Consider the following 23,687-nt stretch of genomic DNA (forward strand, 5'->3'; position numbering starts at 1 on the left):
CCTCCTACGGGCCTCCGCCACAATCGCCCAAGCTGCTCAAACGGCACTTTGGCCAGTCGATGTCCCCGGGGCCTCGGCAGTCCCCTTGGATTCATGCAATGCGGTACATCTTCCTAACCGTTGGCAAGCCCCGAGGTTCCTCAAAAGACCGACCCGCTTTTGTCGGGCGAGGCGGATTGCAGGATCGGCAAGCGGAACTGGCCGCGCCCGCCCAAACTTATTTCGAGGCAAATCCTTTCTCCGAGGCGGCGCCACTCCAGATAACGACGGACGAGGGTATTCCGGAGGCATTTCCATGAACGACGAGGCCCGCACGACTGCGCAAACAACCGGCCTTGACCAGATGGATCTGATGGACCGCTACTGGCGCGCCGCGAACTACATTTCGGTTGGCCAGATCTATCTGCTCGACAATCCGCTCTTGCGCGAGCCCATGCGGCCCGAGCACATCAAGCCACGGCTGCTCGGCCATTGGGGCACAACGCCCGGCCTCAATTTCATCTATGTGCATCTGAACCGGATCATCCGTGAACGTGGTCTCGATGTTCTGTTCATCTGCGGGCCGGGTCACGGCGGCCCGGCAATGGTCGCGAACACCTGGCTCGAGGGCACCTACAGCGAGATTTATCCCGAGATCGGCAGGGACGAAGACGGCCTGCGAAAGCTGTTCCGGCAGTTCTCGTTCCCCGGCGGAGTGCCGAGCCACGCGGCCCCGGAGACACCCGGCTCGATCCACGAAGGCGGAGAGCTCGGCTATGCGCTGGTCCATGCCTTCGGCGCCGCCTTCGACAATCCGAACCTTGTGGTTGCCTGCGTCGTCGGCGACGGCGAAGCCGAGACCGGCCCGCTCGCCGCGGCCTGGCATTCCAACAAGTTCCTGAACCCGGCATCCGACGGTGCCGTCCTGCCGATCCTGCATCTCAACGGCTACAAGATCGCCAGCCCGACGATCCTCGGCCGTATGGAAGACGAGGCGTTGCGCAGCCTGTTCCTCGGCTATGGCTACGAAACCTTTTTCGTGGAAGGCCACGAGCCTGCCCCGATGCATCGGGAGATGGCCCGCACGCTCGATACCGTGCTCGACCGGATCCACTCCATCCAGGAGCCTGCACGAGCCGCGGGCTGGAAGGGAGAGCGGCCGCTGTGGCCGATGATCGTGCTGCGCAGCCCAAAGGGCTGGACCGGGCCGAAAGAGGTCGACGGCAGACGAGTCGAGGATTTCTGGCGTTCGCACCAGGTGCCGGTGTCTAACGCGCGCGGCGACGCGGCGCACCGCCAGATCCTCGAAGACTGGATGCGCAGCTACGAACCGAAGACGCTGTTCGATGAAGGCGGGCATCTCCTGGCGGAGCTCGCGGCGCTGGCGCCCACAGGGCCCAGACGCATGGGCGCAATCCCCTACGCCAATGGCGGCCTGCTGAAGCAAGACCTCGTGCTTCCCGACTGGAAAGGCCTGGCGCTCGAGGTACCGCGTCCGGGCGGCACTGTTGGGGAGGCAACGCGGACCGTGGGGAGCTATCTTCGCGACGTGATCCGCTTGAACGCCGAGGCCAGGAATTTCCGGCTGATGGGACCCGACGAGACGTCCTCCAACCGCCTCGACGACGTGTTCGAGGTTACGGACCGGGTCTGGATGGAGCGGATCGAGCCTTACGACGTTCATCTTTCCCGCGGCGGCCGCGTCATGGAAGTGCTCAGCGAGCACCTTTGCCAAGGCTGGCTGGAGGGCTATCTGCTGACCGGCCGCCACGGCCTGTTCTCGTGCTACGAGGCGTTCGTCCACATCGTCGATTCCATGGTCAACCAGCATGCCAAATGGCTGAAGACCTCCGGCGAACTTGCCTGGCGCAAGCCGATCGCCTCGCTAAACTACCTGCTGACCTCGCATGTCTGGCGGCAGGATCACAACGGCTTCAGCCATCAGGATCCGGGCTTTGCCGATTTCGTCGCCAACAAGAAGGCCGACACGGTAAGGCTCTATTTCCCGCCGGATGCAAACACGCTGCTGTGGATCACCGACCATTGCCTGAAAACCTACAACCGCATCAACGTCATCGTCGCCGGCAAGCAGCCGGCGCCGCAATGGCTGTCCGCCGAGGACGCGGAAGCGCACTGCAAGGCCGGCGCGGGCATCTGGGAATGGGCCGGGACGGTTGCCAAGGGCGAAGATCCGGATGTGGTCCTGGCTTGCGCCGGCGACGTGCCGACGCTGGAGACGCTTGCCGCAGCCGACATCCTGCGCTCGGGCATTCCGGACCTGAAGATCCGCGTCGTCAATGTCGTCGACCTGATGATTTTGCAGTCGAATTCCGAACATCCGCATGGCTTTGCCGACGACAGATTCGACGCGCTGTTCACCAAGGCCAAGCCGGTCATCTTCGCCTATCACGGCTACCCCTATCTCATTCACCGTCTGACCTACCGGCGCGCCAACCACGACAACATGCATGTGCATGGCTTTCGCGAGGAAGGCACGACGACGACGCCGTTCGATATGGTCGTGCTCAACCAGCTCGACCGCTATCATCTGGCGCTCGCCGCGATCGCGCGTGTGCCGGGGCTGGCCGAGCGGGCGAAGGAGCTTGCCGCGGCGCTGCATGGGAAATTGGCTGAGCACAAAGCCTATGTCCGCGAACATGGCGAGGACATGCCCGAGATCCAGAAATGGTCCTGGCCGCAGGACGGCGCGACAAGGGCCGGCGATTGATGCGACGATCGATCCTTGCGTTGAATGCCGGCTCGTCGAGCATCAAGTTCGGACTTTACGACCTTGCAGCATCCGCCGAGCTGGATCTTGCCTCGCGCGGTTCGCTGGATCTGGGCGATGCGCCAAGGCTGACCGCGAAAGCCGCCGATGGGGAGCTGCAGTGCGATCGGCCACTTGCCGCGGACGCATCGCCCGACATGGGCCTCGGCCAGATGCTGCAATGGATCGAGAACGAACTTGGCGGAAGGAAACTGATCGCCGCCGGCCATCGCATCGTTCATGGCGGACGCGAGTTCGTCGAACCTGTCCGCCTGACACCGACAATTATCGAGGCTCTCGACAGGCTGACGCCGCTTGCGCCACTGCACCAGCCGCGCAGCCTCGCGCCGATCCGGGCGCTTGCCGCGTTGCGGCCCGACCTGCCGCAGGTCGGATGTTTCGACACGGCCTTCCATAGGACCATCGAGCCTCTGGTCAGCCGTTTTGCGCTGCCGCGTCGCTATGAGGCAGACGGCATCCACCGCTACGGCTTTCACGGGCTTTCCTACGAATATGTCGCGGGCCGGCTCAAGCAGAGATCGCCCGATCTGGCGGCGAAAAGAACCATCGTCGCCCATCTCGGTAACGGGGCGAGCCTGTGCGCCATGCGCGACGGGAGAAGCGTCGATACGACGATGGGCTTTTCGGCGCTTGACGGCCTGGTCATGGGCACACGCTGCGGCGCCATCGATCCGGGCGTGCTTTTGTACCTCCTGCTGGAAAGAGGGGTTTCGGGAGAGGCGCTGCAAGACATGCTCTACGAGGAATCCGGCCTGCTCGGCGTGTCCGGCATTTCCGGCGACATGCGAACGCTGGAGGCCAGCGATGACCGCCGGGCGCGCGAAGCGGTGGAGCTTTTCGCCTTCCGCGCCGCCAGGGAAGTTGCCGCCCTCGCCAATACGCTGGGCGGGCTGGAATGCCTGGTGTTCACCGGCGGCATCGGCGAGCACTCTGCCGCGGCCCGCAAAGCGATTTGCGGCAGGCTTGGCTGGCTCGGCGTGGCGATCGACGAAGCCGACAACAACTCCCATGAAGCGCTCATAAGCCAGGCGGATGGCAAGGTCGAAGTCCGCGTCATCGCGACCGACGAAGAAGGTGTCATCGCCCGCCACACGCGCAAGGTGATCGACGGGCCTGGCTGATGCGGATGGCCTTGATGGCGCTTGCTCGACCGGCTACGTCGCGACGGCGGCCGATCTGTTGAACACGATGGTCACCCGCGTTCCTTTGCCGGGGGCAGAATCCACCTCGAACCGGGCTTTGGCATTTTCAATCAGCGATTGAGCGATCAACGCTCCGAGCTTGCCGGGTTTCGGCCAGGTCTCGCCTTCGGGCAGGCCGATGCCGTCATCGGCGACTACGATGCGAAAACCGTCTCCGTCGACGACGCTGCGCAGCGTGATCGTCCCGCCTTCGCGACCCAGAAAGGCGTGTTTCAGCGCGTTCGTCAAAAGCTCATTGACCACCAGTCCCGTCGGCATCGCCACGTTGATGGACACCGGATAAGTGTCGACCTTCATATCGAGCCGGATGCCCTGCATGGCGTGCGACGTCATCACGGCGGAAGCGATCTGGCTGAGATAGACGCCAAGGTCCACTTCGGCCTTCTGTTCGTCGGCCGACAGCGTCTGGTAGAGGATTGCGAGCGCATCGACGCGGCCGGCGAGGCGCTCGAAACCTTTCTGATCAGGCGATGCCGCACTGCGGGCCTCCAATCTGATGAGAGCCGTGATCATTTGGAGATTGTTCTTCATCCGATGCTGCAACTCGCGCAGCAGCATGTCCTTTTCCCGAATGCGTTGTTCGATGGCCTCGCTGTCGCTTGCCTTGTGCGCGGTAACGTCGACAAGGGCGACCAGTCGAAAGGACCGTCGCCCGCGCTCGTCCTCGATCAGGTTCGAATAGACATCGACGATGGCTGGCGCTGCGGCGGCACGTTGTATCCTGAATGTTCCCGCGCGATCGATATCCTCGACGATGGCCCGGGCCAGCGGCCGGTCCTTGTATTCGCTCAAGCCTTCTCCGCTCAGTGCGGCCCAGTTCCAGCGCTCGAGCTCGGCGACGGATACGCCTGACAATTTCTGGAACTCGGAATTGACATAGACGACACGTTCATCGCCGCTGAGATCGGAAATTGCGATCGCGATCGGCAGCTGGTCGAGAAATCTCTTGAATTGTTCGCTATCCAGCACGCCCGCCAGATGCGGGGTATCGAGCAATTGCTGGAGCTGCTCGGTTGTTTCGACTTCGGCGGGCATTCCAGGCTTTCGATGTTTCCGGTGAAACCATGATCAATATCAGGTCGCTCACCAACTGCGAAGTCCGCTCATTGCCGCGCGGCTACGAATGGCGGAGAGCCGAGATCATGGTTGAGAAGCGTCGGAAGACTCAGCTCGAATGGCTCTGCTCGACCAGATGGTATTTATACCGGTCGCGAATATGTTCGTTGAAGAACCGGCCCTTCGACGAAGCCTTGCGGAACGCGGCGTGGACCTGCGGCGGAACGTCCTCGTAATCATAGCGGTTTCCGCTCGGGACGAACCACACCGAGAGTACCCTCGTCGCCGGCTGGTAGTCGATGTTTCTGATCGCAGTTGAAGGCATCTCGACAGCTCCAATGCTCGGCAGTGCTCCAATCCACGCCATCGTGTGAATAACCCTGCACGGAGAGCGAGGTTCCTTGCTGCCGAAGCAGCCTTGCCGCTACGGGCCGGCTTCACCAAGTACAGTTGATGCCACCGCTCAAGACATCGGCTGCAGCCCGTCAGGGCGATCTCTTTGCCGCCACCGACGACCTGCCGGAAGGATTCCGCTACCGGCCCGAACTGATCACGCCGGACGAGGAAGCAGCGTTGGCAAGCCAGCTCGACGGCCTGCCTTTTCAGCCCTTCGACTTTCACGGCCATCTGGCAAACCGGCGGGTGGTCGGCTTCGGGCTGCGTTACGACTACGACCGGCGCGAAGTCGTCGAAGCACCGCCGATACCCGGCTTTCTGCTGCCGCTCAGGGACAAAGTTGCAGCCTTTGCCCGCCTGCCGGCCGAAACCTTCGTGCAGGTGCTGATCAACGAGTACCGGCCGGGCGCCGGTATCGGCTGGCACCGCGACAAGCCTCATTTCGAATTGGTCGCCGGCGTTTCGCTGCTGGCCGCCTGCAGCTTCCGCCTGCGCCGGAAAAACGGCACGCGATGGGATCGCAAGACGGTCACCGTCGAGCCAAGATCAGCCTATTTGATGACGGGTGCTGCGCGCAACGAATGGGAGCACAGCGTTCCGCCGGTCGCCGAGCACCGCTATTCGATCACATTACGCACGCTGCGCGCGCAAAATTCGCTTGGGATAGCGCCGTAAGGCAAGCCAGGCGCCGCCCTGAAGTACTGAGCCGATACGATTTCATGGGTCGCCATGCCGACCGGCCAAATCCGCCAGCATGGCGCGCTGGCCTTTCAGTATCTTGACGTTGGCTTCAGGCAGGGAGAACCAGCCCGCTCTGTCGACTTCGGCAAATTCCTTCATCGAGCCGGACCTTGGCGGCCATTCCATGACGAAGGTGTTGCTGCTTATGGCGTCGCTGTCGAAGTCCGCTTCGACGCACCACGCGACGACGAGCTTGCCGCCCGGCTGCCGGTAGCTGCCAAGGTGTTCGAAAACTCCATCGATGGCGACCCCGAGCTCCTCTTCGGCTTCGCGTTTTGCCGCCGTCAGTTCGTCTTCGTTCTCGTCGACCAGGCCCTTCGGGATCGACCATGCGCCGTCGTCCTTCTTCGCCCAGAATGGGCCGCCGGGATGCACCAGCAGCACCTGAAGTGAACCTCGGCTTTGGCGATAAATGAGCAACCCTGCGCTGCGTTTGGCCATTCCGCTATTCCCCTGACGAAAATGAACCGAATGTTCTCGTCCGGGCCGGCGTATGGACCAGCCTGCCACGGCGGAACGATTTCGGCTCGCAGCCGTTCCGTCCGTTCGGCAAATGAGTGATTGACATGGCGACGCCGCGAGCTGCCTGGAAGGGCTTTATGAAAGTCGGATCGGTTTCCTGTGGCGTCAAGATCATCGGCGCCGTCAGCGAGGCCGAGAAAGTGCATTTCAGGATCCTGAACCGCAAGGACGGTCTCCCGGTCAAGAGCGCTTATATCGACGAGGAGACCGGCGATACGGTGGAGGCTGCCGACCAGGTAAAGGGCTATGAAGTCGAGAAGGGCGAATTCATCCGCATAGAGCCGGACGAAATCAAGAAACTAAAGATGGTATCGCAGCACACGCTCGAGATCGGCGAGTTTGTGCCCACCGCCGAAATCGACGCACGCTACCTCGAAAAGCCCTATTATCTGGTTCCGGCCGACGCGCCCTCCACTGAGGCCTTCGCGGTGATCCGGGACGCCATGGCCAGGAAGAAAGTGGCAGCCCGCTCCTGCGTCGTGCTGTACCAGCGAGGCCGAGAGGTGCTGATCCAGCCGCTGGGCAAGGGCATGGTGATGACGGAATTACGCAACCACAATGAAGTGGTCGCAACGGACGCGGTGTTCGAAGGACTGAAGGCTCGCAAGGTCGATCCCGAGATGCTGGAAATCGCGCAATTGCTGATCGACAAGAAGCCCGCCAAATTCGACCCGTCAAAGTTCGAAGACACTTATGAACAGGCGCTGGTTGCGATGATCGAAGCCAAGCGCAAGGGCAAGAAACCGCCCAAGCCGGCACCTGCGCCGAGGACGAATGTCGTCAACCTCGCCGATATTCTGCGCAGAAGCCTGGCGCAGGAAGGCGGCAAGGCTCCTAACAAAGGTCGGGGAACGGCCGCGAAACGCAGATCAGCCTGAATGTCCGAAAGCGGATCGAACGGAACCGAAAACGCTCGCGCGCATTTAGATGACGTAGCAATCCGTCGGCAAGCCAAGCGGAGCGGGGGACTGGTGGACGTCGTTGAACTAAAGACTGGCGGAATCCCGCAAGTTTCCTCCGCCGATCTGATGCAGGCGTTGCCTGTGGCTGTCTACACCACCGACAGACAAGGCTACATCTCGTTCTTCAATGAAGCCGCTGCCGATCTCTGGGGATATCGTCCGGTTATCGGCCAGGACCGCTGGTGCGGATCATGGAAGCTTCGCCACCTCGACGGACGGCCGATGGCGCACGACGAATGTCCGATGGCCGTTGCCTTGCTGGAGGAGCGGGACGTTCCTGGGGGCCGGGCGATCGCCGAGCGGCCGGACGGCCAGTTCATCCCGTTCAGCGCGTATCCGGTCCTGCTTCGCGATGCGAACGGCGAGGTCGTCGGCGCCATCAACACCTTGCTCGACCTGCGCACCCAGGCGCTGGCTGACGACGCCAGCATAAGGCTCGCTGCCATCGTCGAATCTTCGATGGACGCGATCGTGTCGAAAGACCTGAACGGCATTATCACCAGCTGGAACGACGCGGCACAACGCCTGTTCGGCTACACGCCCGCGGAGGCGATCGGTCGCCCGGTGACGATGCTCATCCCGCCCGACCACCTGGATGAGGAAGCCATGATCATCAGCCGCATTCGCGCCGGCGAACGGATTCCTTCATATGAGACTATCCGGCAGCGCAAGGACGGCACCCTGGTTCCGGTTTCGCTCACCATCTCGCCGATACGCGACGGCATTGGGCGTATCGTCGGCGCTTCCAAGATCGCGCGCGACATCAGCCCGCATAAGGACAGCGAACGGCGTATCCGCACACTCATGCGCGAAGTCAACCATCGCGTTAAAAACCAGTATTCGGTGATCGTCTCGATGATCCGCGAGACCAGCAAGCTGGCGGGTACGCCAGAGGCTTTCCTTTCCCAAGTCCGGGAACGCATCATGGCACTTTCGGAATCACACGATCTGCTGGTCGATGCCGAATGGCGTGGCGCGACCATCGGCGAACTAATCCATGCCCAGACTAAGGCCTTCGCGACACAGGCCAGGCTATCGATGAGCGGGCCGATGATCATGCTGCAGCCGAATGCGGTGCAATATCTCGGCATTGCCTTTCACGAGCTGGCCACCAATTCGGTAAAGCACGGAGCGCTGTCGCGCCTTGACGGGCGGGTCGAGGTCGAATGGACCGTGACGCCAGCCGCCGATGGCAGCGACGGCTTCCGCCTTGTCTGGCGGGAACTGGACGGACCATTGGTCGATGAAAACACGCGACGCGGTTTCGGAACGGTCGTGCTCAAACGCGTCACCCCGCAGGCGCTCAGCGGCACCGGCCGCCTGGAATTTGAGAGGCACGGCATCACCTGGACGCTGGAAGCGCCGCTGCGCTTCGTTCAGATGTCGATGGCTGGCATTGCGGCTGATTGAAGGCCGCTACCTCGGCCGCGGCTTGGAGGCCGTGTGCCAACGCAATCCCTATGGCAGCAATCAGGAGGAGCAGCGATGAGTTGGCTGGGCACCTGGCGGAACCAGTACGGGTCGGTCGTCGAACTGACCAGCGAAGAGGGCGGACGGATCAGCGGAACCTTCAGGACGGCGCTGGAGGACAGCGCCTTCTTCGGCACGACGGTGCCGCTGTTCGGAGCCTGCCATGGAGATGTCATCGGATTCACCTGCGCGGCCGAAGGGCGGGTCGGAGCCGCGGCGGTGAGCTATACCGGCATCCTCAGGAACGGGAAGCTGGAGATGCTGTGGCACACCGTTGCGGATGCCGCTTTGTCGGCGGAAAAGGAAGGGGCGCCGGCCCGAGCCAGGAAACTCCCCGCCTGGCGTGCCTTTGGAACCAGCCTCGACAGTTTTGAACGCGTCTCCTGACTATTCCGCCCGCCACCGCGGCATTCAGCTCGCAAGCGAGGCAGCAGGGTCCCGCGGCGCGTAGGAACTCGCACTGACAATGGCGCGTTGGTGCGCCAGGACATGTGCTGTTCGTTACGGGATCGACCCAATGAGCGTGCTTTATCGCGCAGCGAAAATCGCCGAACAGGCCCATGCCGGGCAGACGGACAAGACAGGGCGGCCTTATATCGAACATTGCCGCCGGGTCGTCGATGCCGTCGAAACGCTCGATCAGAAAGCCATCGCCTATCTTCACGACGTCATCGAAAAAGGCGACGGTTGGAATCGCGACCGGCTTGAGGCGGCCGGGTTCGGGCCGTCCATCGTATCGGCCGTCGACGCACTGACGCGGCGGCCGAACGAGGACGATTCCGTGTTCGTTCGTAGGGCTGCGGCCAATCCGCTGGCGTTGCCGGTCAAGCGCGCCGATCTTGTCGACAATCTATGGCAGGCACGGCAGATCGGTGCCTCGACAGAGAAATACGAAGACAGCCTGCGCATCCTTGAAGAGTTCTGACGGAAAGCTGGCGCCGTTGCCAATGTGAGTCTATTCGGTGACGTGCGGCGTATGCCGCTTGTCCTCCGCGGGATCGGCCTCAATCCGCGCCCGGCCGGGATCGAACGCGCCGTGGCGGGCGATCGCCAGTGCCGGGGTGTCGGGCGTCTCGTAGGCCCACATGAAGTCTTCTGCCGACGAGCCGACCGCATGAACACGCCAATAACTTGCCGTGCCCTTCAGCGGGCTGTGGCTCGTTGTGTTCGTCTTCTCCAGAAGGTCGAAATAGATGTCCTCGAAGGGTATGTAGAAGACAGGATCATGACCGTCTTCGTAGAGCAGCTTTGCCCGCGCGCTCGACGCAATAATGGCGTCGGAGAACCGAACGGTTACGGTTCCATCGAACGGGACGATCCTGAGCGGGCCTGAGCGGGGGGCGGAATTTGCGGCTAAGGGCTGCATTCGACTTCTCCGTTGACTGCGCTGCCCTCCCGAAACGTGTTGTTGCCCGTCAGGGTTCCAGACCGCGCGCCGAGGCCGGTGGTGGAACGGTTTTGCAAGGTCGTCGTTGTTTCAGACCTCCGCACGCGCCATAATCGCAATGGCCGCCACTCGCCGACTCAACAGCAAATGGATCACATGCTGGATCGATCGCCTACCCTTCCAAGGTCGCTTGGCGCTGCGCTGCGAAGGGAAGTGCCGCGGTTTACGGCGCCCGGCAATGAAATTTCGTGCACCACGGTTGCATCCTACAATGTGCATAAATGCGTCGGCACCGACGGCAGGTTCGATCCGGAGCGGGTCGCAGCCGTGGTCAAGGAACTCGACGCCGATATCATTGCCTTGCAGGAGGCCGACGAAAGGACCGGAAGCAGGCAGGGTTTGCTCGATCTCGCAGCGCTCGAGCGGGACAGCGACCTCGTCCCCACACATGTCCCGGAAAACCGCCGCAGCCATGGCTGGCACGGAAATCTGATCCTGGCGCGCCGCGGCGTGGTCGAAAGCGTGAACCAGATCCGGCTGCCCGGCCTTGAGCCGCGCGGTGCGGTCATCGCGGATCTGGAGCTGAAGGGCGTCTCGCTCAGGATCATAGCCGCACATTTTGGCCTGCTGCGGCGGTCGCGCTCGCAGCAGGCCAACGCGCTGGTCGAAGCCACGCACCCGGTTCTGCGGCCGACAATCCTGCTTGGCGACCTCAACGAATGGCGCGTCCGCAACAGGTCTTCGCTGCTGGCCCTGCTGCCGCATTTCGGTCCGATCGATGCGGTTCTGCCGAGCTTTCCGTCGCGCTTTCCGCTGTTTGCGCTCGACCGCATCCTGGCCAGGCCGCCGCACCTGATTTCCAGCATCGAGGTGCACAAGACGCCGCTGGCGCAGCGCGCTTCCGATCATCTGCCGATCAAGGCCCGGCTGAACCTGGACGCGATACGGCAGCCGCGACTGCAACCAGAATGAACCTGAAGGGTTGTTAGTCAGATTTCAGACGGTTTGCTTCGCTGATGTTTGTCGGTGCACTTCATGGATACAGCCATTTCGCGGTTTGCCCGGGACAAGATCGCGGCCGGCAATAGCGGGTTGCTGCTGATCGCCGACAATTATGACGCGTTTGCCGCGCGAATCCTTGCGGCGCGCAGTGCCACCAGCAGCCTCGACCTGATGTACTATCTCTGGCACGACGACCATAGCGGCCGGCTGCTGATGCAGGAGGTCGTCAAGGCGGCGGAGCGCGGTGTCCGCGTCCGCATGCTGCTGGACGACATCAATCCGCGCAACAGCGACGCCGCTTACCTGGCGCTCAACAGCTACAAGAACATCGAGCTGAGGCTGTTCAACCCCAGCGGCATGAGGAACGGCAGCATCTTTCGCTCGCTGGAGATGGTCGCCCGGCTGTTTGCGATGACCCGCCGCATGCACAACAAGGCCTGGATCGCCGACGGGAGCCTGGCCATCGTCGGCGGAAGGAACATCGGCGATGCCTATTTCGACGCTGCGGAGACGAATTTTCGCGATCTCGACCTGTTGCTTCTCGGTCCTGCCGTAGGGCAGACGATGCAGATCTTCGAGGCGTTCTGGAGTTGCGAGGCGGCAAAGCCTATCGAACTGCTCAACCCGGCTACAGCGGGCTCGCGCGCCGATTTCCTCGACAATCTCGATGCGACCGCGGACGGCCAGCTTTTGAACAGCCTCCGTGCCTGGCGCACGATCACGGAGTTCATTGTAGCGCACAGCGACGTCTGCTGGACGAAAGGCGTTCGCGTCATTTCCGATCCGCCGGAAAAGGTGCGCGGCAAGAGGCGCAGGAATTGGCTGACAAAGGAGCTGCTTCCCGCTATCGCGGCGACCAGGCAGCGCCTCGAAATTGTCTCGCCCTATTTCATCCCCAGCCGCACCGGGTTGGCCATCCTGTCGAAGTTGGTGGACCGTGGCGCCGAGGTTGCAATCCTGACCAACTCGCTCGCCGCGACGGACGTCGCCGCCGTGCACGGCGCCTATGCCAAATACCGCCGCAAGCTGCTTAAAAAAGGTATCCAGCTTTTCGAATTGCAGCCCTTCGACCGCCAGGCCAACATCTCCGTTTTCGGCTCAAAGGGAGCCAGCCTGCATACCAAGGCCTTTACGGTCGACGACACGCTGGGGTTTGTCGGTTCCTTCAATTTCGATCCGCGTTCGGTGTCGTTGAATGCGGAAATGGGCGTGCTTTTCCACGATATCAATCTGGTGATGGAGTTGCGCCGGCTGTTCGAGCACGAAAAGTCACCGCAGACGAGCTACCAGCTGGTCCTGGACAAAGGCGCCTTGCGGTGGCTCGGCTTGGCGGATGGCGAGATGCGGCAATATTCGCGTGAACCGGAGGCCAGTCTCTATCGGCGCATCGTTGCAGCGCTGGTTGGGTGCCTGCCGATCGAATCGCAATTGTAGAAGCGACGGATTTGTCGGAACGCGACTCTTTGTCGGAACGGAAATGCGGGATCACGAGTTGTAATCCGGTCCGGAGCATGCCGATGAAGACCACGCTATACAGTTTTCTTGCTGAGCTCTTGCCGTTCTGGATGGCGCATAAACGCAAAATGCGCGCCGACCGTGTCGCTGAGCGGCCGACACGATCTGCCGCAGGTGACGATGTTCGGCCGTCAGGCGACCCGAACCGCGCAACACCGGCGCGACGGCGCAACGCGTCTTAGGGCGGGATGCCTGCAAATTACACCCCGCCCCAAATGTCTGGTTAGCGACATTCTGCGACGCCAAATGATTTCGCTTGACTGCAAAGCTCTAGCTCTTTGGCGATCACGCTATCGTTAAGTATCGCTGTTTGAAATTCGGCGTTGCCAAGCATCCATTTTGCAGCACGTACGTTAATGACACTACAGTTTGCCGTTACAGGTGAGCACCATGAGTGCTAATGCGATAGAATTCTTGCAGGACTGGATTCACGAAAACGTTCATGTGCCGCCGCCTCCGATCAGGCTTGAAAAGGAGGCGGAAATCCTCGCCAAGGAATGCAAGCAAGAGGCGGCCAACGCCGGGGTACCCATCGAAGACATCGAGGAAGAGGTTGGCGACCTCAAGGATCTGCTCGTCGCCAAGCTCGAAGACGCAGCCGAGGACGAGGCCAGGCAACTCAATGGCAAGGGCAGCGACATGAATAGAACGGCTGAAGCCAGCGGTCGGGCGACACTGCAGAACAATCTGTGATTCAGGGCGGGCCGAACAAATGCGCCGCTGAGGACGCCGCAATCTCCTGGGCATTTTCAGCGGGTTCGTACTGCAGCGGGTTGCCGTGGCTCAGACTTCGCACGATCCGCTCCGGACTGAAGGAATGACGCCATGGCATAAACCTTTTCGCCGGACATGCGTTGTTGGGTTTCAAGCCAGGGAGATGACCATGCAGATGAAATCGGAAATCGCCGGCGAGGCCGCCAAGCAGCGGCATATCCAGCGCCGTATCGACGAGAAGGACAAGTCCAAATCCAATGGCAAGCAAAAAGGCGCTATGCAGGCCGGCGCCCGCAAATATCCCGAGCCGCCCTTCCCCGAGCAGCACCAGCCCAAGCCGGGGCATGAATGGGCGATCGAGCCGGCGCCGCTTTATGATGCGCCATTTTATATCGGATCGAAAAAGCTCGACGGCAAAGTGGCCGTCATTACCGGCGGCGATTCAGGCATCGGCCGTGCGGTGGCCGTGCTCTATGCGCGTGAAGGCGCCGATGTGGCGATCGTCTATCTCTCGGAGGACAAGGACGCCGAAGAGACCAAAAGGGCCGTCGAAGCCGAAGGCCGGCGCTGCATCCTGATCAAGGCCGATGTCAGCGAACGCGACCACTGCCACAACGCGGTGGCTGAGATCGTGCAGGAGTTTGGGCGCATCGACGTGCTGGTCAACAACGCCGCTTTCCAGATCCACTCCAGCGATTTCAGCGAGCTGACCGAGGAGCATTTCGACACGACGCTGAAGACCAACCTCTACGGCTATTTCCACATGGCGCAGGAAGCGGTACCGCACATGAAGCCCGGTTCGGCAATCATCAATACCGGTTCAGTGACCGGCATCGAGGGCTCGAAGCAACTGGTCGACTACTCCATGACCAAGGGCGGCATTCATGCCTTCACCCGCGCGCTCTCGGGCAACCTTGTCGACAAGGGCATAAGGGTCAACGCCGTGGCGCCGGGGCCGGTTTGGACGCCGCTCAACCCCTCGGACAAGGAAGCCGGCGATGTTTCGAAATTTGGCGCCGATACGCCGATGAAACGGCCCGCCCAGCCGGAGGAGATCGCGCCGGCCTACGTGTTCCTCGCCTCGCCGCACTGCTCGAGCTATATCACCGGCGAGATATTGCCGATCGTGGGCGGCTACTGACGGCATGTATTTCATTGCCCTGGCCACTGACTATGACGGCACGCTGGCGCATGAGGGGATCGTTGCCGAGAAGACGCTTGCGGCGCTTGAACGCTTCAAGAAGAGCGGCCGCAAACTCATTCTCGTCACCGGGCGCGAGCTGCCCGACCTCAAACGCGTCTTTCCCGAAGTCGCGATCTTCGACAAGGTCGTCGCCGAAAACGGCGCGTTGATCTACACGCCGGCCAGCGAGGAGGAGCGGACGATATCTCCGCCGCCCGCCCCCGAGCTCATCGCCAAACTCAGGAAACGCGGTGTCAAACCGCTTTCGGTCGGACGCTCGATCGTCGCAACCTGGGAACCGCATCAGGCTACCGCGCTCGAGGTCATCAAGAAATTGGGGCTGGAGCTGGAAATCATCTTCAACAAGGGCGCGGTGATGATCCTGCCCAGCGGCATCAACAAGGCGACCGGCCTGACAGCCGCGCTTCAGGACCTCAGATTGTCGCCGCACAACGTCGTCGGCGTCGGCGACGCCGAAAACGACCACGCCTTCCTGCGCGCCTGCGGCTTCAGCGTCGCCGTCGACAACGCACTGCCGGCAGTCAAGGAAACGGCGGATCTCGTGACACGCGGCGCGCGCGGAAAGGGCGTCGAGGAACTGATCGCCAAGGTGGTGGAGCGCGATCGCGAGCTTGTGCCGAGCCGCGACGGCATTGTGCTTGGCTCGGAGGACGGCAAGGAGGTGTATCTGTCGCCAACCGATACGGTGCTGATCGCCGGGAGCTCCGGCATCGGCAAATCGACCCTGGCGACCGCACTGACGGAGCGCTTCGTCAAGAGAAAGTTCCAGTTCTGCATCTTCGATCCGGAAGGCGACTACGATGGCCTCGAAGGCGCAGTCCGGCTGGGCGACGGCTCGAACGCGCCGACGAAAACGCAATTGCTCGATCTCCTGGAGAAGCCTGACAACAATCTTGTCGTGAATGGCCTGGCGCTGCGCGTCAACGAGCGGCCGGACTTCTTTGCCGACCTGCTGCCGGGCCTCGGCAGTCTTCGTTTCCGTACGGCACGACCGCACTGGCTGATCATCGACGAGGCGCATCACCTCCTGCCGAAGCGGCGCGACGATACTCCAATGGTGCTGGCGATGGAATTGCCGGGCACGATCCTGATCACGGTTCATCCGGACGCGATCTCAACCGAGGCATTGCGGCTGGTCACCGCCGTCATCGCACTCGGCCCCAAGGCGAAAAAGGTCATCAAGACGTTCTGCCGCGAGACCGGCACCGAACCGCCAAAGGACAAGGATCTGAGCTCTCCAAAAGACCAGCGCGTGCTGTTCTGGCGGCCGCAGGCGCACAAGAAACCCGCCATGGTCGAGCCAATCGAGCCGCGGCAGTCGCTCAAGCGCCACAGCCGCAAATATGCCGAGGGCCAGCTCGACGAGAAGGGCAGCTTCTATTTCCGCGGTCCCGACAATGCAATGAATCTCCGCGCCCATAATCTGATGATTTTCGCCCAGATCGCCGAGGGCATCGACGACAGGACCTGGGAACATCATCTGCGCGCCGGCGACTATTCCGAATGGTTTCGCCACCAGATCAGGGACAAGGAACTGGCGCGCGAGACCGCGGAGGCGGAGAAAGACGGCACACTTTCGGCGCAGGAGAGCCGCAACCACATCCTGGACGCAGTGCGCCGCCGCTATACCGCGCCCGCCACCGCGCCAAAGGAATAGATGCAAACGGCGCCCAGCCGTGGAACCTCATCCGCCAAACGAAATTGTGTTCTATCGGGCGCCAGATCCAATCAATGCCGAATAATTGCCCCGGAAAGAGACGATGGATGAGCAGCGACCCGGACAAGAATGGTCCTGTCTTTTCGGCGGAGCAGGCGCGGCAGGGCGAGATCATCCTGCGGACGCGGGCGCGCCGGATCATTTTCATCGCCGGCCTGGTGGGTCTCGTCTTTCTGGCATTGCTGGTGTGGTGGGTTTGAATTCCTGACGGCTGGAGCGAAATCATGAAATCACAACTTGTTGCCGAAAGCGCCGGGCAGAGAACGTTTGTGGTTGTGCTTGATCCCGGCGAAGAGGCGTTTGCGCAGCTGACGTCGTTTGCGGTCGAGCGTGGCGTCGGCGGCGCGTCGCTGACTGCGCTCGGCGCTTTCGAAAGGGCAACCGTCGGCTGGTTCGACCCTGGAGAAAGAACCTACCGGAAGATCCCCGTTCGAGAACAGTGTGAAGTGCTGAGCGCGATCGGCGATGTTGCCATCGGCGACGACGGCAGGCCCAGCCTGCACGTCCACGCAGTCCTTGGATTGAGTGACGGCACCACGAGGGGTGGTCATCTGCTGGACGGAATCGTGCGGCCGACGCTCGAGGTCACATTGGTGGAGACGCCTGGCCATCTGCGCCGCAGGCATCATCCCGAACTCGGCGTCGCCCTGATCGACCTGGAGCCTTGATCCGAGCCGATCACTTCGTTGATTTGACTGCGGCCGTTTCGGGTACACCCTCCCAACCGAAGGCGCTGCGGCCGCCGAGCAGATGCGATTGCTCGAACTCCCCGGCGACGATTTCCTTCAGGCTTGGGCCGGTGACATAGCGCTCGACCTGCCGCGACTGGTCGTCCAGCCGCCGCAAGGCGCCGATCTCTTCGTCACGGCCGAGCCTGGCCTTGTGGACAGCCGACTTCAGCACGCCGATCGTCTCGTCATAGACTTTCAGCGGCACAGGGAACGGGTGCCTGTCCTTGCCGCCATGCGCCAGCGAGAAGCGTCCTGGATCGGAAAAACGGCACGGCGCGCCATGCACGACTTCGGCGACCAACGCCAGCGCCCGCACCGTGCGCGCGCCGACATTGGGCACGAGGAGAAGCTCGGCGAAATCCGTCGGACCGCGCTCAGCCGCCGCGGCGATATTGCCGTGCAGGCGGCGCATGACGACATCACTTTCGCGCACATCGTGGTGCGCCGGCATGACCAGATGCGGCAGCAGCTTTTGTGCCGGGTCCGGCGCTGGCGCCGAACCCCGCTCCAAAGCGGCAAGTTCCCTCACGATGCGATCCGGTCCAAGGTCGTGCAGAAGGTCCAGTTGTCCCTGGCGCGACGCTTCGGCGCGGCGGTCGGTCAGGTTGACGATCTCGCCCTGATTGGCGCCCTCGATGGCAGCATGCGGCTGGTCGACAAAGCTCTTCAGGCCCTCGGACAGCCAGTGATAGCGGCGCGCCACCTTGCTGTCGCCGTTCATGCCTTGCTGCACCACCACCCACTTGCCGTCGTCGGTGACGATAAAGCCGTGCAGATAGAGATCGAAACCGTCCTGGACCGCGGCGCTGTCCACCTTGGCGACAAGCCGGCTGGCAGTCGCGAGGCCTTGCCCGTCGAGACCGACACGCTCGCCGATCAGGGCGAGCTCATGCGGGGTCTTGCGCGAATGCGCGCCGCGGCCGCCGCAAACGTGGATGCCGAGTTCGCCGGAAAGCGGCGACAGACCGCGCTTCAACGCTCCGACGACGCTGGTGGTGATGCCGGAGGAATGCCAGTCCATCCCCATCACGGCGCCAAAAGACTGGAACCAGAACGGATGCGCCAGCCGGCGCAGCAATTCATCGCGGCCGTAATGGTGGATGATCGCCTCGCACATGACCGCGCCAAGCCGCGTCATGCGGTCGCCAAGCCATTTCGGTACGCGCCCGCCGTGAAGTGGGAGATCAGCACTTCCCGATCGCTGTGCCACGGTCTTTTGCTTGCTCCTTGAGTCCTGCCTCGACAGATAGGTATCGAAAGGGGTGTGGAGAAGCTATGGCCTGATTCAGGCCGCGATCGTTGCAAGCCGCCAGCTACCGGGCAGGTTCGCTGAGGAGATCAAACTTCTGGATCTCGCAATGCTCGCCCACCGATTCCAGCAGATCTATTGGCGGTGCGCCAGTGTCCGGCCGCCTCCAACTGATCTCGAACGAGAAAACAGGGTCTTTGATATCCGGGCGCCTCTCTATCGCGACGAGGCGTGCCCGGTAACCAAGCGGCCCGATCATCGTATCGAGTTCCTGTCGGGCTGCGGCCTTCCAGGTCACTGCCAACTGGGCGTGGTGTTCGCGCGAAATTCGAAGATCCACCCATTTCAGGACGAGCAAGGTGGCCAGCGTCAGTGCCGTGCCGGCCGCGCCCAAGCCGTATTGGCCACCACCGAAAGCCAATCCGATCGCCGTCATCACCCACAATGTGGCCGCCGTGGTGACGCCGCTGACAAGACTGCCACGGCGAAGAATGGCGCCACCGCCGATAAAGCCGACCCCGGTCAGCACGCCCAGCGGAAAGCGCAAGACGTCCATCGATGCAAACGAATCCGGGTGCTTGCCAACGGTTCCCAGCAGAATGCTGGCCTGGACCATTGCGATGGCAGCCGCCAACCCTACCAGCACGGTGGTGCGTAGCCCCGCCGCGTGCCCGCGCGCCTCCCGGTTGAGGCCTATCAACAGGCCGGCGAGTGCGGTCAGAAGCAGTCGTGCCGCGATGTCCTGCCAAACCGGAACAACGAGGAGCATCGCGGTCACCCGTCGGGCCAGGCGCTGCTGGCCAGGAATAGCGCCATGGTCAAAGCGAACAAGGGCAAGAGCGTCTTCATCGCAAATTCTTTTCGTCGATAGGCAACAAACGATGCGCCTGGATTTTGGTTGCGCCGCCGACGATTCACCCGGCGATGGGCAGCGGCGGAACAAAACCTTCGGCCTGCGGGTTGGTGGGTTCACGCCAACGAAGGATTTGCAGTCATGGTCCGCTTGCTGCTTGCTGGAGCCGTCGCTTATCTGGCCTATCGCATCACCAAGGAGATCGGTGGGTCTGGCGAGGTCGATCCGCTGTCGCCTTCAGCCGACCAAGCCGGCCGCAAGGCGCCGAGGCAGCAAAGCGGGGCACAGAGGAATGGCCGACGGCGGTAGCGAATGCCGTAGCGGCGGCGCGGGCCAGCCATGACCGCATTTCCGTTGCCGCTCGACCTTCGTCCGATGGAAGCCAAAGCCGCCGATGCAATTCCTGGCGACGACGGGCTTTGGCAATACGAGCCGAAATGGGACGGGTTTCGCTGCCTCGTGTTCAAGGGCGACGATGCCGTCGATCTGCGTGCAAAATCGGGCAAGCCGCTCGGCCGCTATTTTCCCGAGCTCGTCGGGGTGCTGCGCGATGTGCGCTCGCGACGGTTTGTTGCCGACGGCGAGATCGTCATCGAGGTCGACGGATCGTCCTCGTTCGAGGCCCTGCAAATGCGCCTTCATCCCGCCGAAAGCAGGATCCGCAAGTTGAGCCTTGAGACGCCCGCCAGGCTGGTCCTGTTCGATATGCTGGCCGAACCCGGCGGCAGGATCATCATCGAAGAGCCTCTCACCACCAGGAGGCAGGCGATTGAGGCCTTTGTCGCGACGGCGGCACGGCCCGAACTGCACCTGTCCAAATATACGCACGACGCCGCCACCGCCGAGCGCTGGCTGCAGGGCGCCGGCCACGGCTCCACCGACGGTGTTGTTACAAAACTGATAGCCGGGCCATACCGGCCCGGCGAGCGCGCCATGGTCAAGGTCAAGCGACTGCGCACTGCGGATTGCGTGGTCGGCGGCTTTCGCTATCTCGCCGGCAGCAACGAAGTCGGATCCCTGCTGCTTGGCCTCTACAATAACGAAGGCAGGCTGGACCATGTCGGGTTCACCTCGACCATCGGCAAGGACGACAGGGCAGCATTGACCAGACGGCTGGAAAAACTGCGGGCCAAACCGGGTTTCACCGGCAAGGCGCCGGGCGGACCAAGCCGCTGGAGCACGGAGCGGAGCGGACAATGGGAACCGATAAAGCCTGAACTGGTGGTCGAGGTTCGGTTCGACCATGTGACAGGGGACCGGTTCCGGCACGGGACAAAGCTGTTGCGCTGGCGGCCGGACAAGGAGCCCCGGCAATGCACGTTCGAGCAGATCGAGTAAGTCCGCTCCGAGGCACCGCTTCAAGGCTCTAGCTGCCCGCTCTATCGTTCATGACGGACCAATGCAAAATTCACCGGTTCGCCGCGGCCAACCGAGCCTTGGCAACATTTCCGAGGCTCGGTTGCGGTTTTGAAATCAAGCGGCTTCTTGCATTGCGCGTTCGTTGACACCGCTTTCGCCGAGCTTGGAAAGCGCTTCGTCGGTCGCGACCTCTTCCTTGAGAGTTGCCCTGAGCAGCTCGACAACGTCGCTCTTGCCAAGTTCTTCCGCCCACGCGATCAAAGTGCCGTAGCGAGCGATCTCGTAATGTTCGACAGCTTGCGCCGCACCGACAAGCCCGGCGTCGAGCGCGGGAGCACCATTATACTCCTCGAGCATTTCCGAGCCCTCTTCGATGATGCCGTCAATCGCCGGACAGGTTTTGCCGCGGGCCGGCTTGCCGAATTTCTCGAACACCTCCTCGAGGCGGTCGACATGTCCTTCGGTTTCCATGCGGTGTTTCTCGAAAGCGGCGGTCACTTCTTCCGACTCCGCGCCCTTGGCCATTTTGGGCAGCGCTTTCAGTATCTTCTTCTCGGCGTAGTAGAGGTCTTTGAGCCCGTCGAGGAACAGATCCTCAAGGCCCTTGCTTGCCGCCTTCGCGGCCTTTTTCGTGGTCGCCATGATCCTCTCCCGAATGGTTGGTGCCGCCTCGCAAAGTGGAGGCGTCCGATAACCCTCCGACGGGAAACAAGTTCCCTGAAGCGACGGGAGCTTTGAAAATTTTTCCGACCCGCGTGTGGTGTCGCAAGGGCTCGACCTGCGGCAGCAATCGGCCAGGAAAGCGCCGTCAGCGCTCGCCGATATGCTCGAACAGGCGGGTGTATTCGGCCTCGGCCAAGCCGTAGCCGCCATCTGCCAGTGCGACGAGACCATCGCGGTCGCGGATGATAATTTCGCCGCGGCGGGACCGGATGAGCCCTCGCCCCTCAAGCAGCTGCAGCGCGACCGTGACACCCGGGCGCCTTACGCCAAGCATGATCGACAGGAATTCGTGAGTGATCGTCAGCCGGCCGCCGTCCACCCGATCGTCACACATGAGCAGCCAGCGCGCCAGCCGGTCTTCAAGTTTCGATCGCGCGTTGACCAGCGCGGTAAAGCCAGTCTGTACATGCAGATATTGCACGTAGCGCAGCAAGAACAGCCGCAGCGTCGGGCTTTGTGTCAGCGCCGCTTTGAACGGCTCGGCGTCGATCTTGGCGGCTTCTCCCGCCAGCTGCACATAGCAATCATGGACCGTACGGTCGTCGCCCATTATCAGGGCCGAGCCGGTCATACCTTCCAAGCCGACAAGGCCAACTTCCGCATCGCTGCCGTTCGGCATTTTCGCAACCACGGAACCGATACCCTCCTCGAGGAAATAGATGGCCTCGATCGGCGATCCGGACACTTCGAGCGATTGCCGTAACTCCAGCGAACAGCGCTCGATGTGCGGCTCGAGAGATGCGAAATCGCCGGCGCTCATTCGGCGCAACAGCTTGTTTTTGTATGGATTTCTATTGGAATATGGATTCTTATTGGAAGTTGCTGGATCAGACATAGCTGGGCCCAAAACAGGGCAAGAGCTTTTTTATCTCCCAGCCGTCCGCGCCCGGTATAACCTGCGAACGATAGCGCTTATATAAGCACTGAAAGGTATGGAGCCTACTAAATAAAAAAATGAATCGATGCACGGCAGTTCTCCTGCCGCTTGCCTACGAAAACATCCGACTGAAAGTTAGAGTCGGAAACGTACCAAAGACGGTTTGGTACGAAAACGACAATTGAGATCGCCGGGCGCAAAAGAGCCCGTCGCGAGGGATGCAACGGGCTCCATTCGGGCGTCGTGGGCTACGCCCAGTGATCCAAATGAGGGTGGGTTGGATCGCAGCAACAATGCAGGTGCGAGACAGTCGTTCCCAAACTGTCTGCTTGGTAATTTCTGTACATTGAGTTTGGACGAGAGCGGCGCTAATTGAATTGGAGTCGTCCACACAGGCATGGCGAGTGGACGCTAGAAAGACGCTTCGCGCTTTCGCCCTTTTCAAGGGAGGATGGCATGTCGATGCAAGGTGCAGCAACTCCAGCCGAACTGAGCGTGCTGAGAAAAGCGCTCGACGACTGCTGCCGCGAGTTGGGTGTTGCGGACGACAGTCCTGTCCGCGAGCGGTTGGCAGCCCGTATCATGTCGCTGTTCAACGAGGGTGTGCTCAGCGCCGATCTGAAAGAAGCGCTGGCCGCCGATCGCCAACACTAAGCTGCTGCTATGGTGGCGTCCTCGGCGCCGAAAGGTTCGGCACCGAGTCGCCCTTTCTGGCCAGGGCCCCGGTTTGCCAAGGATACTTGGAATCTTGTCTTTTCACGACAAAACGCCCGGCGCTTATTACCAGGCGGCAGGCGTTTTTGTCGCGAGCGTGACACTAACGCGTGTCGCGCTTGACCGGCCTCATGCGATGCACTTTAGGTTCCTGTTTTATGCATGTCGTTATCACAAAACCGCTGCACACCCTCGGGTCAAGCCCGGGGGCATGCTTTTGCGCGACATGCCTCAAATGCGCCCAAGCAGGACCAGGATAATGACGATAAGCAGCACCAGGCCGAGGCCGCCACCACCGTAATAGCCGGTGCCATAGAACGGTCCGCCGCCCAAGCCGCTGAAGCCGCCAAGCAAGGCAAGGACCAAGATGATGATGAGAATGGTTCCAAGGCCCATGATGTCTGCTCTCCTTGTTTGCGCTGCCGCCATTCGCATCAGCGCGTCGCATTGTACAAAGGTATGAACTCGCAAGGAGCATTCCTGTTCCGGCGGGACGGTAAGGCGTACACTCATGCGGCAAGCAAAA

Annotated in this window: 26 protein-coding genes; 17 read left to right on the top strand and 9 right to left on the bottom strand. The window is 61.8% G+C overall.

From position 1 onward, the window contains the following. The first annotated feature begins 295 nt into the window (after positions 1–295). Both NKJ84_RS14720 and NKJ84_RS14725 read left to right on the top strand, forming a co-directional pair. Positions 296–2,707: a phosphoketolase family protein gene (locus NKJ84_RS14720; RefSeq protein WP_352507039.1), complete on the top strand. Its 2,412-nt coding sequence runs from the start codon at positions 296–298 to the stop codon at positions 2,705–2,707. After that, positions 2,707–3,888, top strand: a complete 1,182-nt coding sequence (locus NKJ84_RS14725; protein WP_352507040.1) for an acetate/propionate family kinase — start codon at positions 2,707–2,709, stop codon at positions 3,886–3,888. Before NKJ84_RS14720 ends, NKJ84_RS14725 begins: the two co-directional genes overlap by 1 nt. Before the next feature lie 33 nt (positions 3,889–3,921). Here the strand turns inward: NKJ84_RS14725 and NKJ84_RS14730 are convergent, their stop codons facing one another. Further along, positions 3,922–5,004 carry a sensor histidine kinase gene (locus tag NKJ84_RS14730; RefSeq protein WP_352507041.1) on the bottom strand — a complete coding sequence of 361 codons (1,083 nt, stop codon included), beginning with the start codon at positions 5,002–5,004 and terminating at the stop codon, positions 3,922–3,924. A 130-nt stretch (positions 5,005–5,134) separates the two neighbouring features. Then, entirely contained in the window at positions 5,135–5,350 is a 216-nt protein-coding gene (locus tag NKJ84_RS14735; RefSeq protein ID WP_352476940.1) for a KTSC domain-containing protein, read from the bottom strand. Between the two features lie 128 nt (positions 5,351–5,478). Here NKJ84_RS14735 and NKJ84_RS14740 point away from each other — a divergent pair, with 128 nt between their 5' ends. Further along, positions 5,479–6,096, top strand: a complete 618-nt coding sequence (locus NKJ84_RS14740; RefSeq protein ID WP_352507042.1) for an alpha-ketoglutarate-dependent dioxygenase AlkB — start codon at positions 5,479–5,481, stop codon at positions 6,094–6,096. A 42-nt stretch (positions 6,097–6,138) separates the two neighbouring features. Here NKJ84_RS14740 and NKJ84_RS14745 read toward each other — a convergent pair whose 3' ends face one another. Next, positions 6,139–6,603, bottom strand: coding sequence for an NUDIX hydrolase (locus NKJ84_RS14745; protein ID WP_352507043.1), 465 nt, complete (start codon positions 6,601–6,603; stop codon positions 6,139–6,141). A gap of 125 nt (positions 6,604–6,728) precedes the next feature. Between NKJ84_RS14745 and ku the strand changes: the two genes are divergently transcribed. From ku to NKJ84_RS14765, 4 genes are all read left to right on the top strand, one after another. Continuing rightward, positions 6,729–7,562, top strand: coding sequence for a non-homologous end joining protein Ku (ku, locus tag NKJ84_RS14750; protein ID WP_352507044.1), 834 nt, complete (start codon positions 6,729–6,731; stop codon positions 7,560–7,562). Between the two features lie 93 nt (positions 7,563–7,655). Beyond that, the gene (locus NKJ84_RS14755; protein ID WP_352507045.1) at positions 7,656–9,056 is read left to right on the top strand and encodes a PAS domain-containing HWE histidine kinase family protein; all 1,401 of its coding nucleotides are present in this window, start codon (positions 7,656–7,658) and stop codon (positions 9,054–9,056) included. Between the two features lie 75 nt (positions 9,057–9,131). Continuing rightward, entirely contained in the window at positions 9,132–9,503 is a 372-nt protein-coding gene (locus NKJ84_RS14760) for an avidin/streptavidin family protein (protein ID WP_254815773.1), read from the top strand. A 130-nt stretch (positions 9,504–9,633) separates the two neighbouring features. After that, entirely contained in the window at positions 9,634–10,041 is a 408-nt protein-coding gene (locus NKJ84_RS14765; protein ID WP_352507046.1) for an HD domain-containing protein, read from the top strand. A 30-nt stretch (positions 10,042–10,071) separates the two neighbouring features. Here NKJ84_RS14765 and NKJ84_RS14770 read toward each other — a convergent pair whose 3' ends face one another. Further along, complete coding sequence (locus NKJ84_RS14770) at positions 10,072–10,482, bottom strand: DUF427 domain-containing protein (protein WP_352507047.1); 411 nt, start codon at positions 10,480–10,482, stop codon at positions 10,072–10,074. Positions 10,483–10,659: 177 nt separating this feature from the next. Here NKJ84_RS14770 and NKJ84_RS14775 point away from each other — a divergent pair, with 177 nt between their 5' ends. The 7 genes from NKJ84_RS14775 (at position 10,660) to NKJ84_RS14805 (ending at position 17,323) form a co-directional block, all read left to right on the top strand. Continuing rightward, on the top strand, positions 10,660–11,475 hold the full coding sequence (locus NKJ84_RS14775) for an endonuclease/exonuclease/phosphatase family protein (protein ID WP_302893445.1): 816 nt from the start codon (positions 10,660–10,662) through the stop codon (positions 11,473–11,475). Between the two features lie 63 nt (positions 11,476–11,538). Continuing rightward, a complete protein-coding gene (locus NKJ84_RS14780; protein ID WP_352507048.1) occupies positions 11,539–12,939 on the top strand; it encodes a phospholipase D family protein in 1,401 nt (466 codons plus the stop codon). Positions 12,940–13,410: 471 nt separating this feature from the next. Continuing rightward, positions 13,411–13,713: a hypothetical protein gene (locus NKJ84_RS14785; RefSeq protein WP_352507049.1), complete on the top strand. Its 303-nt coding sequence runs from the start codon at positions 13,411–13,413 to the stop codon at positions 13,711–13,713. Positions 13,714–13,903: 190 nt separating this feature from the next. Next, positions 13,904–14,875 (top strand): SDR family oxidoreductase, encoded by a 972-nt coding sequence (locus tag NKJ84_RS14790; protein WP_254815767.1) that lies wholly within the window; start codon positions 13,904–13,906, stop codon positions 14,873–14,875. 4 nt (positions 14,876–14,879) lie between these two features. Further along, on the top strand, positions 14,880–16,595 hold the full coding sequence (locus NKJ84_RS14795) for an HAD family hydrolase (protein WP_352507050.1): 1,716 nt from the start codon (positions 14,880–14,882) through the stop codon (positions 16,593–16,595). A gap of 107 nt (positions 16,596–16,702) precedes the next feature. Beyond that, on the top strand, positions 16,703–16,855 hold the full coding sequence (locus NKJ84_RS14800) for a peptide ABC transporter permease (protein WP_254815765.1): 153 nt from the start codon (positions 16,703–16,705) through the stop codon (positions 16,853–16,855). 24 nt (positions 16,856–16,879) lie between these two features. Beyond that, a complete protein-coding gene (locus tag NKJ84_RS14805) occupies positions 16,880–17,323 on the top strand; it encodes a PPC domain-containing DNA-binding protein (RefSeq protein WP_352507051.1) in 444 nt (147 codons plus the stop codon). A gap of 10 nt (positions 17,324–17,333) precedes the next feature. Here the strand turns inward: NKJ84_RS14805 and NKJ84_RS14810 are convergent, their stop codons facing one another. Together NKJ84_RS14810 and NKJ84_RS14815 are read right to left on the bottom strand one after the other, a co-directional pair. Then, positions 17,334–18,596 carry a DUF763 domain-containing protein gene (locus NKJ84_RS14810; protein WP_352507052.1) on the bottom strand — a complete coding sequence of 421 codons (1,263 nt, stop codon included), beginning with the start codon at positions 18,594–18,596 and terminating at the stop codon, positions 17,334–17,336. A gap of 103 nt (positions 18,597–18,699) precedes the next feature. Continuing rightward, a complete protein-coding gene (locus tag NKJ84_RS14815; protein WP_352476927.1) occupies positions 18,700–19,404 on the bottom strand; it encodes an MgtC/SapB family protein in 705 nt (234 codons plus the stop codon). 225 nt (positions 19,405–19,629) lie between these two features. Here NKJ84_RS14815 and NKJ84_RS14820 point away from each other — a divergent pair, with 225 nt between their 5' ends. Continuing rightward, the gene (locus tag NKJ84_RS14820) at positions 19,630–19,797 is read left to right on the top strand and encodes a hypothetical protein (RefSeq protein ID WP_352507053.1); all 168 of its coding nucleotides are present in this window, start codon (positions 19,630–19,632) and stop codon (positions 19,795–19,797) included. A gap of 30 nt (positions 19,798–19,827) precedes the next feature. Continuing rightward, positions 19,828–20,826 carry an ATP-dependent DNA ligase gene (locus NKJ84_RS14825; protein ID WP_352507054.1) on the top strand — a complete coding sequence of 333 codons (999 nt, stop codon included), beginning with the start codon at positions 19,828–19,830 and terminating at the stop codon, positions 20,824–20,826. A 135-nt stretch (positions 20,827–20,961) separates the two neighbouring features. Here the strand turns inward: NKJ84_RS14825 and NKJ84_RS14830 are convergent, their stop codons facing one another. Further along, a complete protein-coding gene (locus tag NKJ84_RS14830; protein WP_254815759.1) occupies positions 20,962–21,489 on the bottom strand; it encodes a YciE/YciF ferroxidase family protein in 528 nt (175 codons plus the stop codon). Positions 21,490–21,655: 166 nt separating this feature from the next. Beyond that, positions 21,656–22,405 (bottom strand): Crp/Fnr family transcriptional regulator, encoded by a 750-nt coding sequence (locus NKJ84_RS14835; protein WP_502896173.1) that lies wholly within the window; start codon positions 22,403–22,405, stop codon positions 21,656–21,658. A 498-nt stretch (positions 22,406–22,903) separates the two neighbouring features. On the opposite strand from NKJ84_RS14835, the gene NKJ84_RS14840 reads away from it, so the two are divergent. Continuing rightward, entirely contained in the window at positions 22,904–23,101 is a 198-nt protein-coding gene (locus NKJ84_RS14840; protein WP_254815757.1) for a hypothetical protein, read from the top strand. A 291-nt stretch (positions 23,102–23,392) separates the two neighbouring features. On the opposite strand, the gene NKJ84_RS14845 is transcribed toward NKJ84_RS14840, so the two are convergent. Continuing rightward, positions 23,393–23,557, bottom strand: a complete 165-nt coding sequence (locus tag NKJ84_RS14845; protein WP_023677107.1) for a DUF3309 family protein — start codon at positions 23,555–23,557, stop codon at positions 23,393–23,395. Between the last annotated feature and the right edge of the window lie 130 nt (positions 23,558–23,687).

The sequence above is a fragment of the Mesorhizobium sp. M0048 genome (genome assembly GCF_040323405.1).
Taxonomy (GTDB): Bacteria; Pseudomonadota; Alphaproteobacteria; order Rhizobiales; family Rhizobiaceae; genus Mesorhizobium.

Bases quoted from the DNA above. Each gene is read 5' to 3' on its own strand.
- NKJ84_RS14720 (WP_352507039.1), top strand. From the start codon at position 296: ATGAACGACGAGGCCCGCACGACTGCGCAAACAACCGGCCTTGACCAG.
- NKJ84_RS14725 (WP_352507040.1), top strand. From the start codon at position 2,707: ATGCGACGATCGATCCTTGCGTTGAATGCCGGCTCGTCGAGCATCAAG.
- NKJ84_RS14730 (WP_352507041.1), bottom strand. From the start codon at position 5,004: ATGCCCGCCGAAGTCGAAACAACCGAGCAGCTCCAGCAATTGCTCGAT.
- NKJ84_RS14735 (WP_352476940.1), bottom strand. From the start codon at position 5,350: ATGCCTTCAACTGCGATCAGAAACATCGACTACCAGCCGGCGACGAGG.
- NKJ84_RS14740 (WP_352507042.1), top strand. From the start codon at position 5,479: ATGCCACCGCTCAAGACATCGGCTGCAGCCCGTCAGGGCGATCTCTTT.
- NKJ84_RS14745 (WP_352507043.1), bottom strand. From the start codon at position 6,603: ATGGCCAAACGCAGCGCAGGGTTGCTCATTTATCGCCAAAGCCGAGGT.
- ku (WP_352507044.1), top strand. From the start codon at position 6,729: ATGGCGACGCCGCGAGCTGCCTGGAAGGGCTTTATGAAAGTCGGATCG.
- NKJ84_RS14760 (WP_254815773.1), top strand. From the start codon at position 9,132: ATGAGTTGGCTGGGCACCTGGCGGAACCAGTACGGGTCGGTCGTCGAA.
- NKJ84_RS14765 (WP_352507046.1), top strand. From the start codon at position 9,634: ATGAGCGTGCTTTATCGCGCAGCGAAAATCGCCGAACAGGCCCATGCC.
- NKJ84_RS14770 (WP_352507047.1), bottom strand. From the start codon at position 10,482: ATGCAGCCCTTAGCCGCAAATTCCGCCCCCCGCTCAGGCCCGCTCAGG.
- NKJ84_RS14775 (WP_302893445.1), top strand. From the start codon at position 10,660: ATGCTGGATCGATCGCCTACCCTTCCAAGGTCGCTTGGCGCTGCGCTG.
- NKJ84_RS14780 (WP_352507048.1), top strand. From the start codon at position 11,539: ATGGATACAGCCATTTCGCGGTTTGCCCGGGACAAGATCGCGGCCGGC.
- NKJ84_RS14785 (WP_352507049.1), top strand. From the start codon at position 13,411: ATGAGTGCTAATGCGATAGAATTCTTGCAGGACTGGATTCACGAAAAC.
- NKJ84_RS14790 (WP_254815767.1), top strand. From the start codon at position 13,904: ATGCAGATGAAATCGGAAATCGCCGGCGAGGCCGCCAAGCAGCGGCAT.
- NKJ84_RS14795 (WP_352507050.1), top strand. From the start codon at position 14,880: ATGTATTTCATTGCCCTGGCCACTGACTATGACGGCACGCTGGCGCAT.
- NKJ84_RS14800 (WP_254815765.1), top strand. From the start codon at position 16,703: ATGAGCAGCGACCCGGACAAGAATGGTCCTGTCTTTTCGGCGGAGCAG.
- NKJ84_RS14805 (WP_352507051.1), top strand. From the start codon at position 16,880: ATGAAATCACAACTTGTTGCCGAAAGCGCCGGGCAGAGAACGTTTGTG.
- NKJ84_RS14815 (WP_352476927.1), bottom strand. From the start codon at position 19,404: ATGCTCCTCGTTGTTCCGGTTTGGCAGGACATCGCGGCACGACTGCTT.
- NKJ84_RS14820 (WP_352507053.1), top strand. From the start codon at position 19,630: ATGGTCCGCTTGCTGCTTGCTGGAGCCGTCGCTTATCTGGCCTATCGC.
- NKJ84_RS14825 (WP_352507054.1), top strand. From the start codon at position 19,828: ATGACCGCATTTCCGTTGCCGCTCGACCTTCGTCCGATGGAAGCCAAA.
- NKJ84_RS14830 (WP_254815759.1), bottom strand. From the start codon at position 21,489: ATGGCGACCACGAAAAAGGCCGCGAAGGCGGCAAGCAAGGGCCTTGAG.
- NKJ84_RS14835 (WP_502896173.1), bottom strand. From the start codon at position 22,405: ATGTCTGATCCAGCAACTTCCAATAAGAATCCATATTCCAATAGAAAT.
- NKJ84_RS14840 (WP_254815757.1), top strand. From the start codon at position 22,904: ATGTCGATGCAAGGTGCAGCAACTCCAGCCGAACTGAGCGTGCTGAGA.
- NKJ84_RS14845 (WP_023677107.1), bottom strand. From the start codon at position 23,557: ATGGGCCTTGGAACCATTCTCATCATCATCTTGGTCCTTGCCTTGCTT.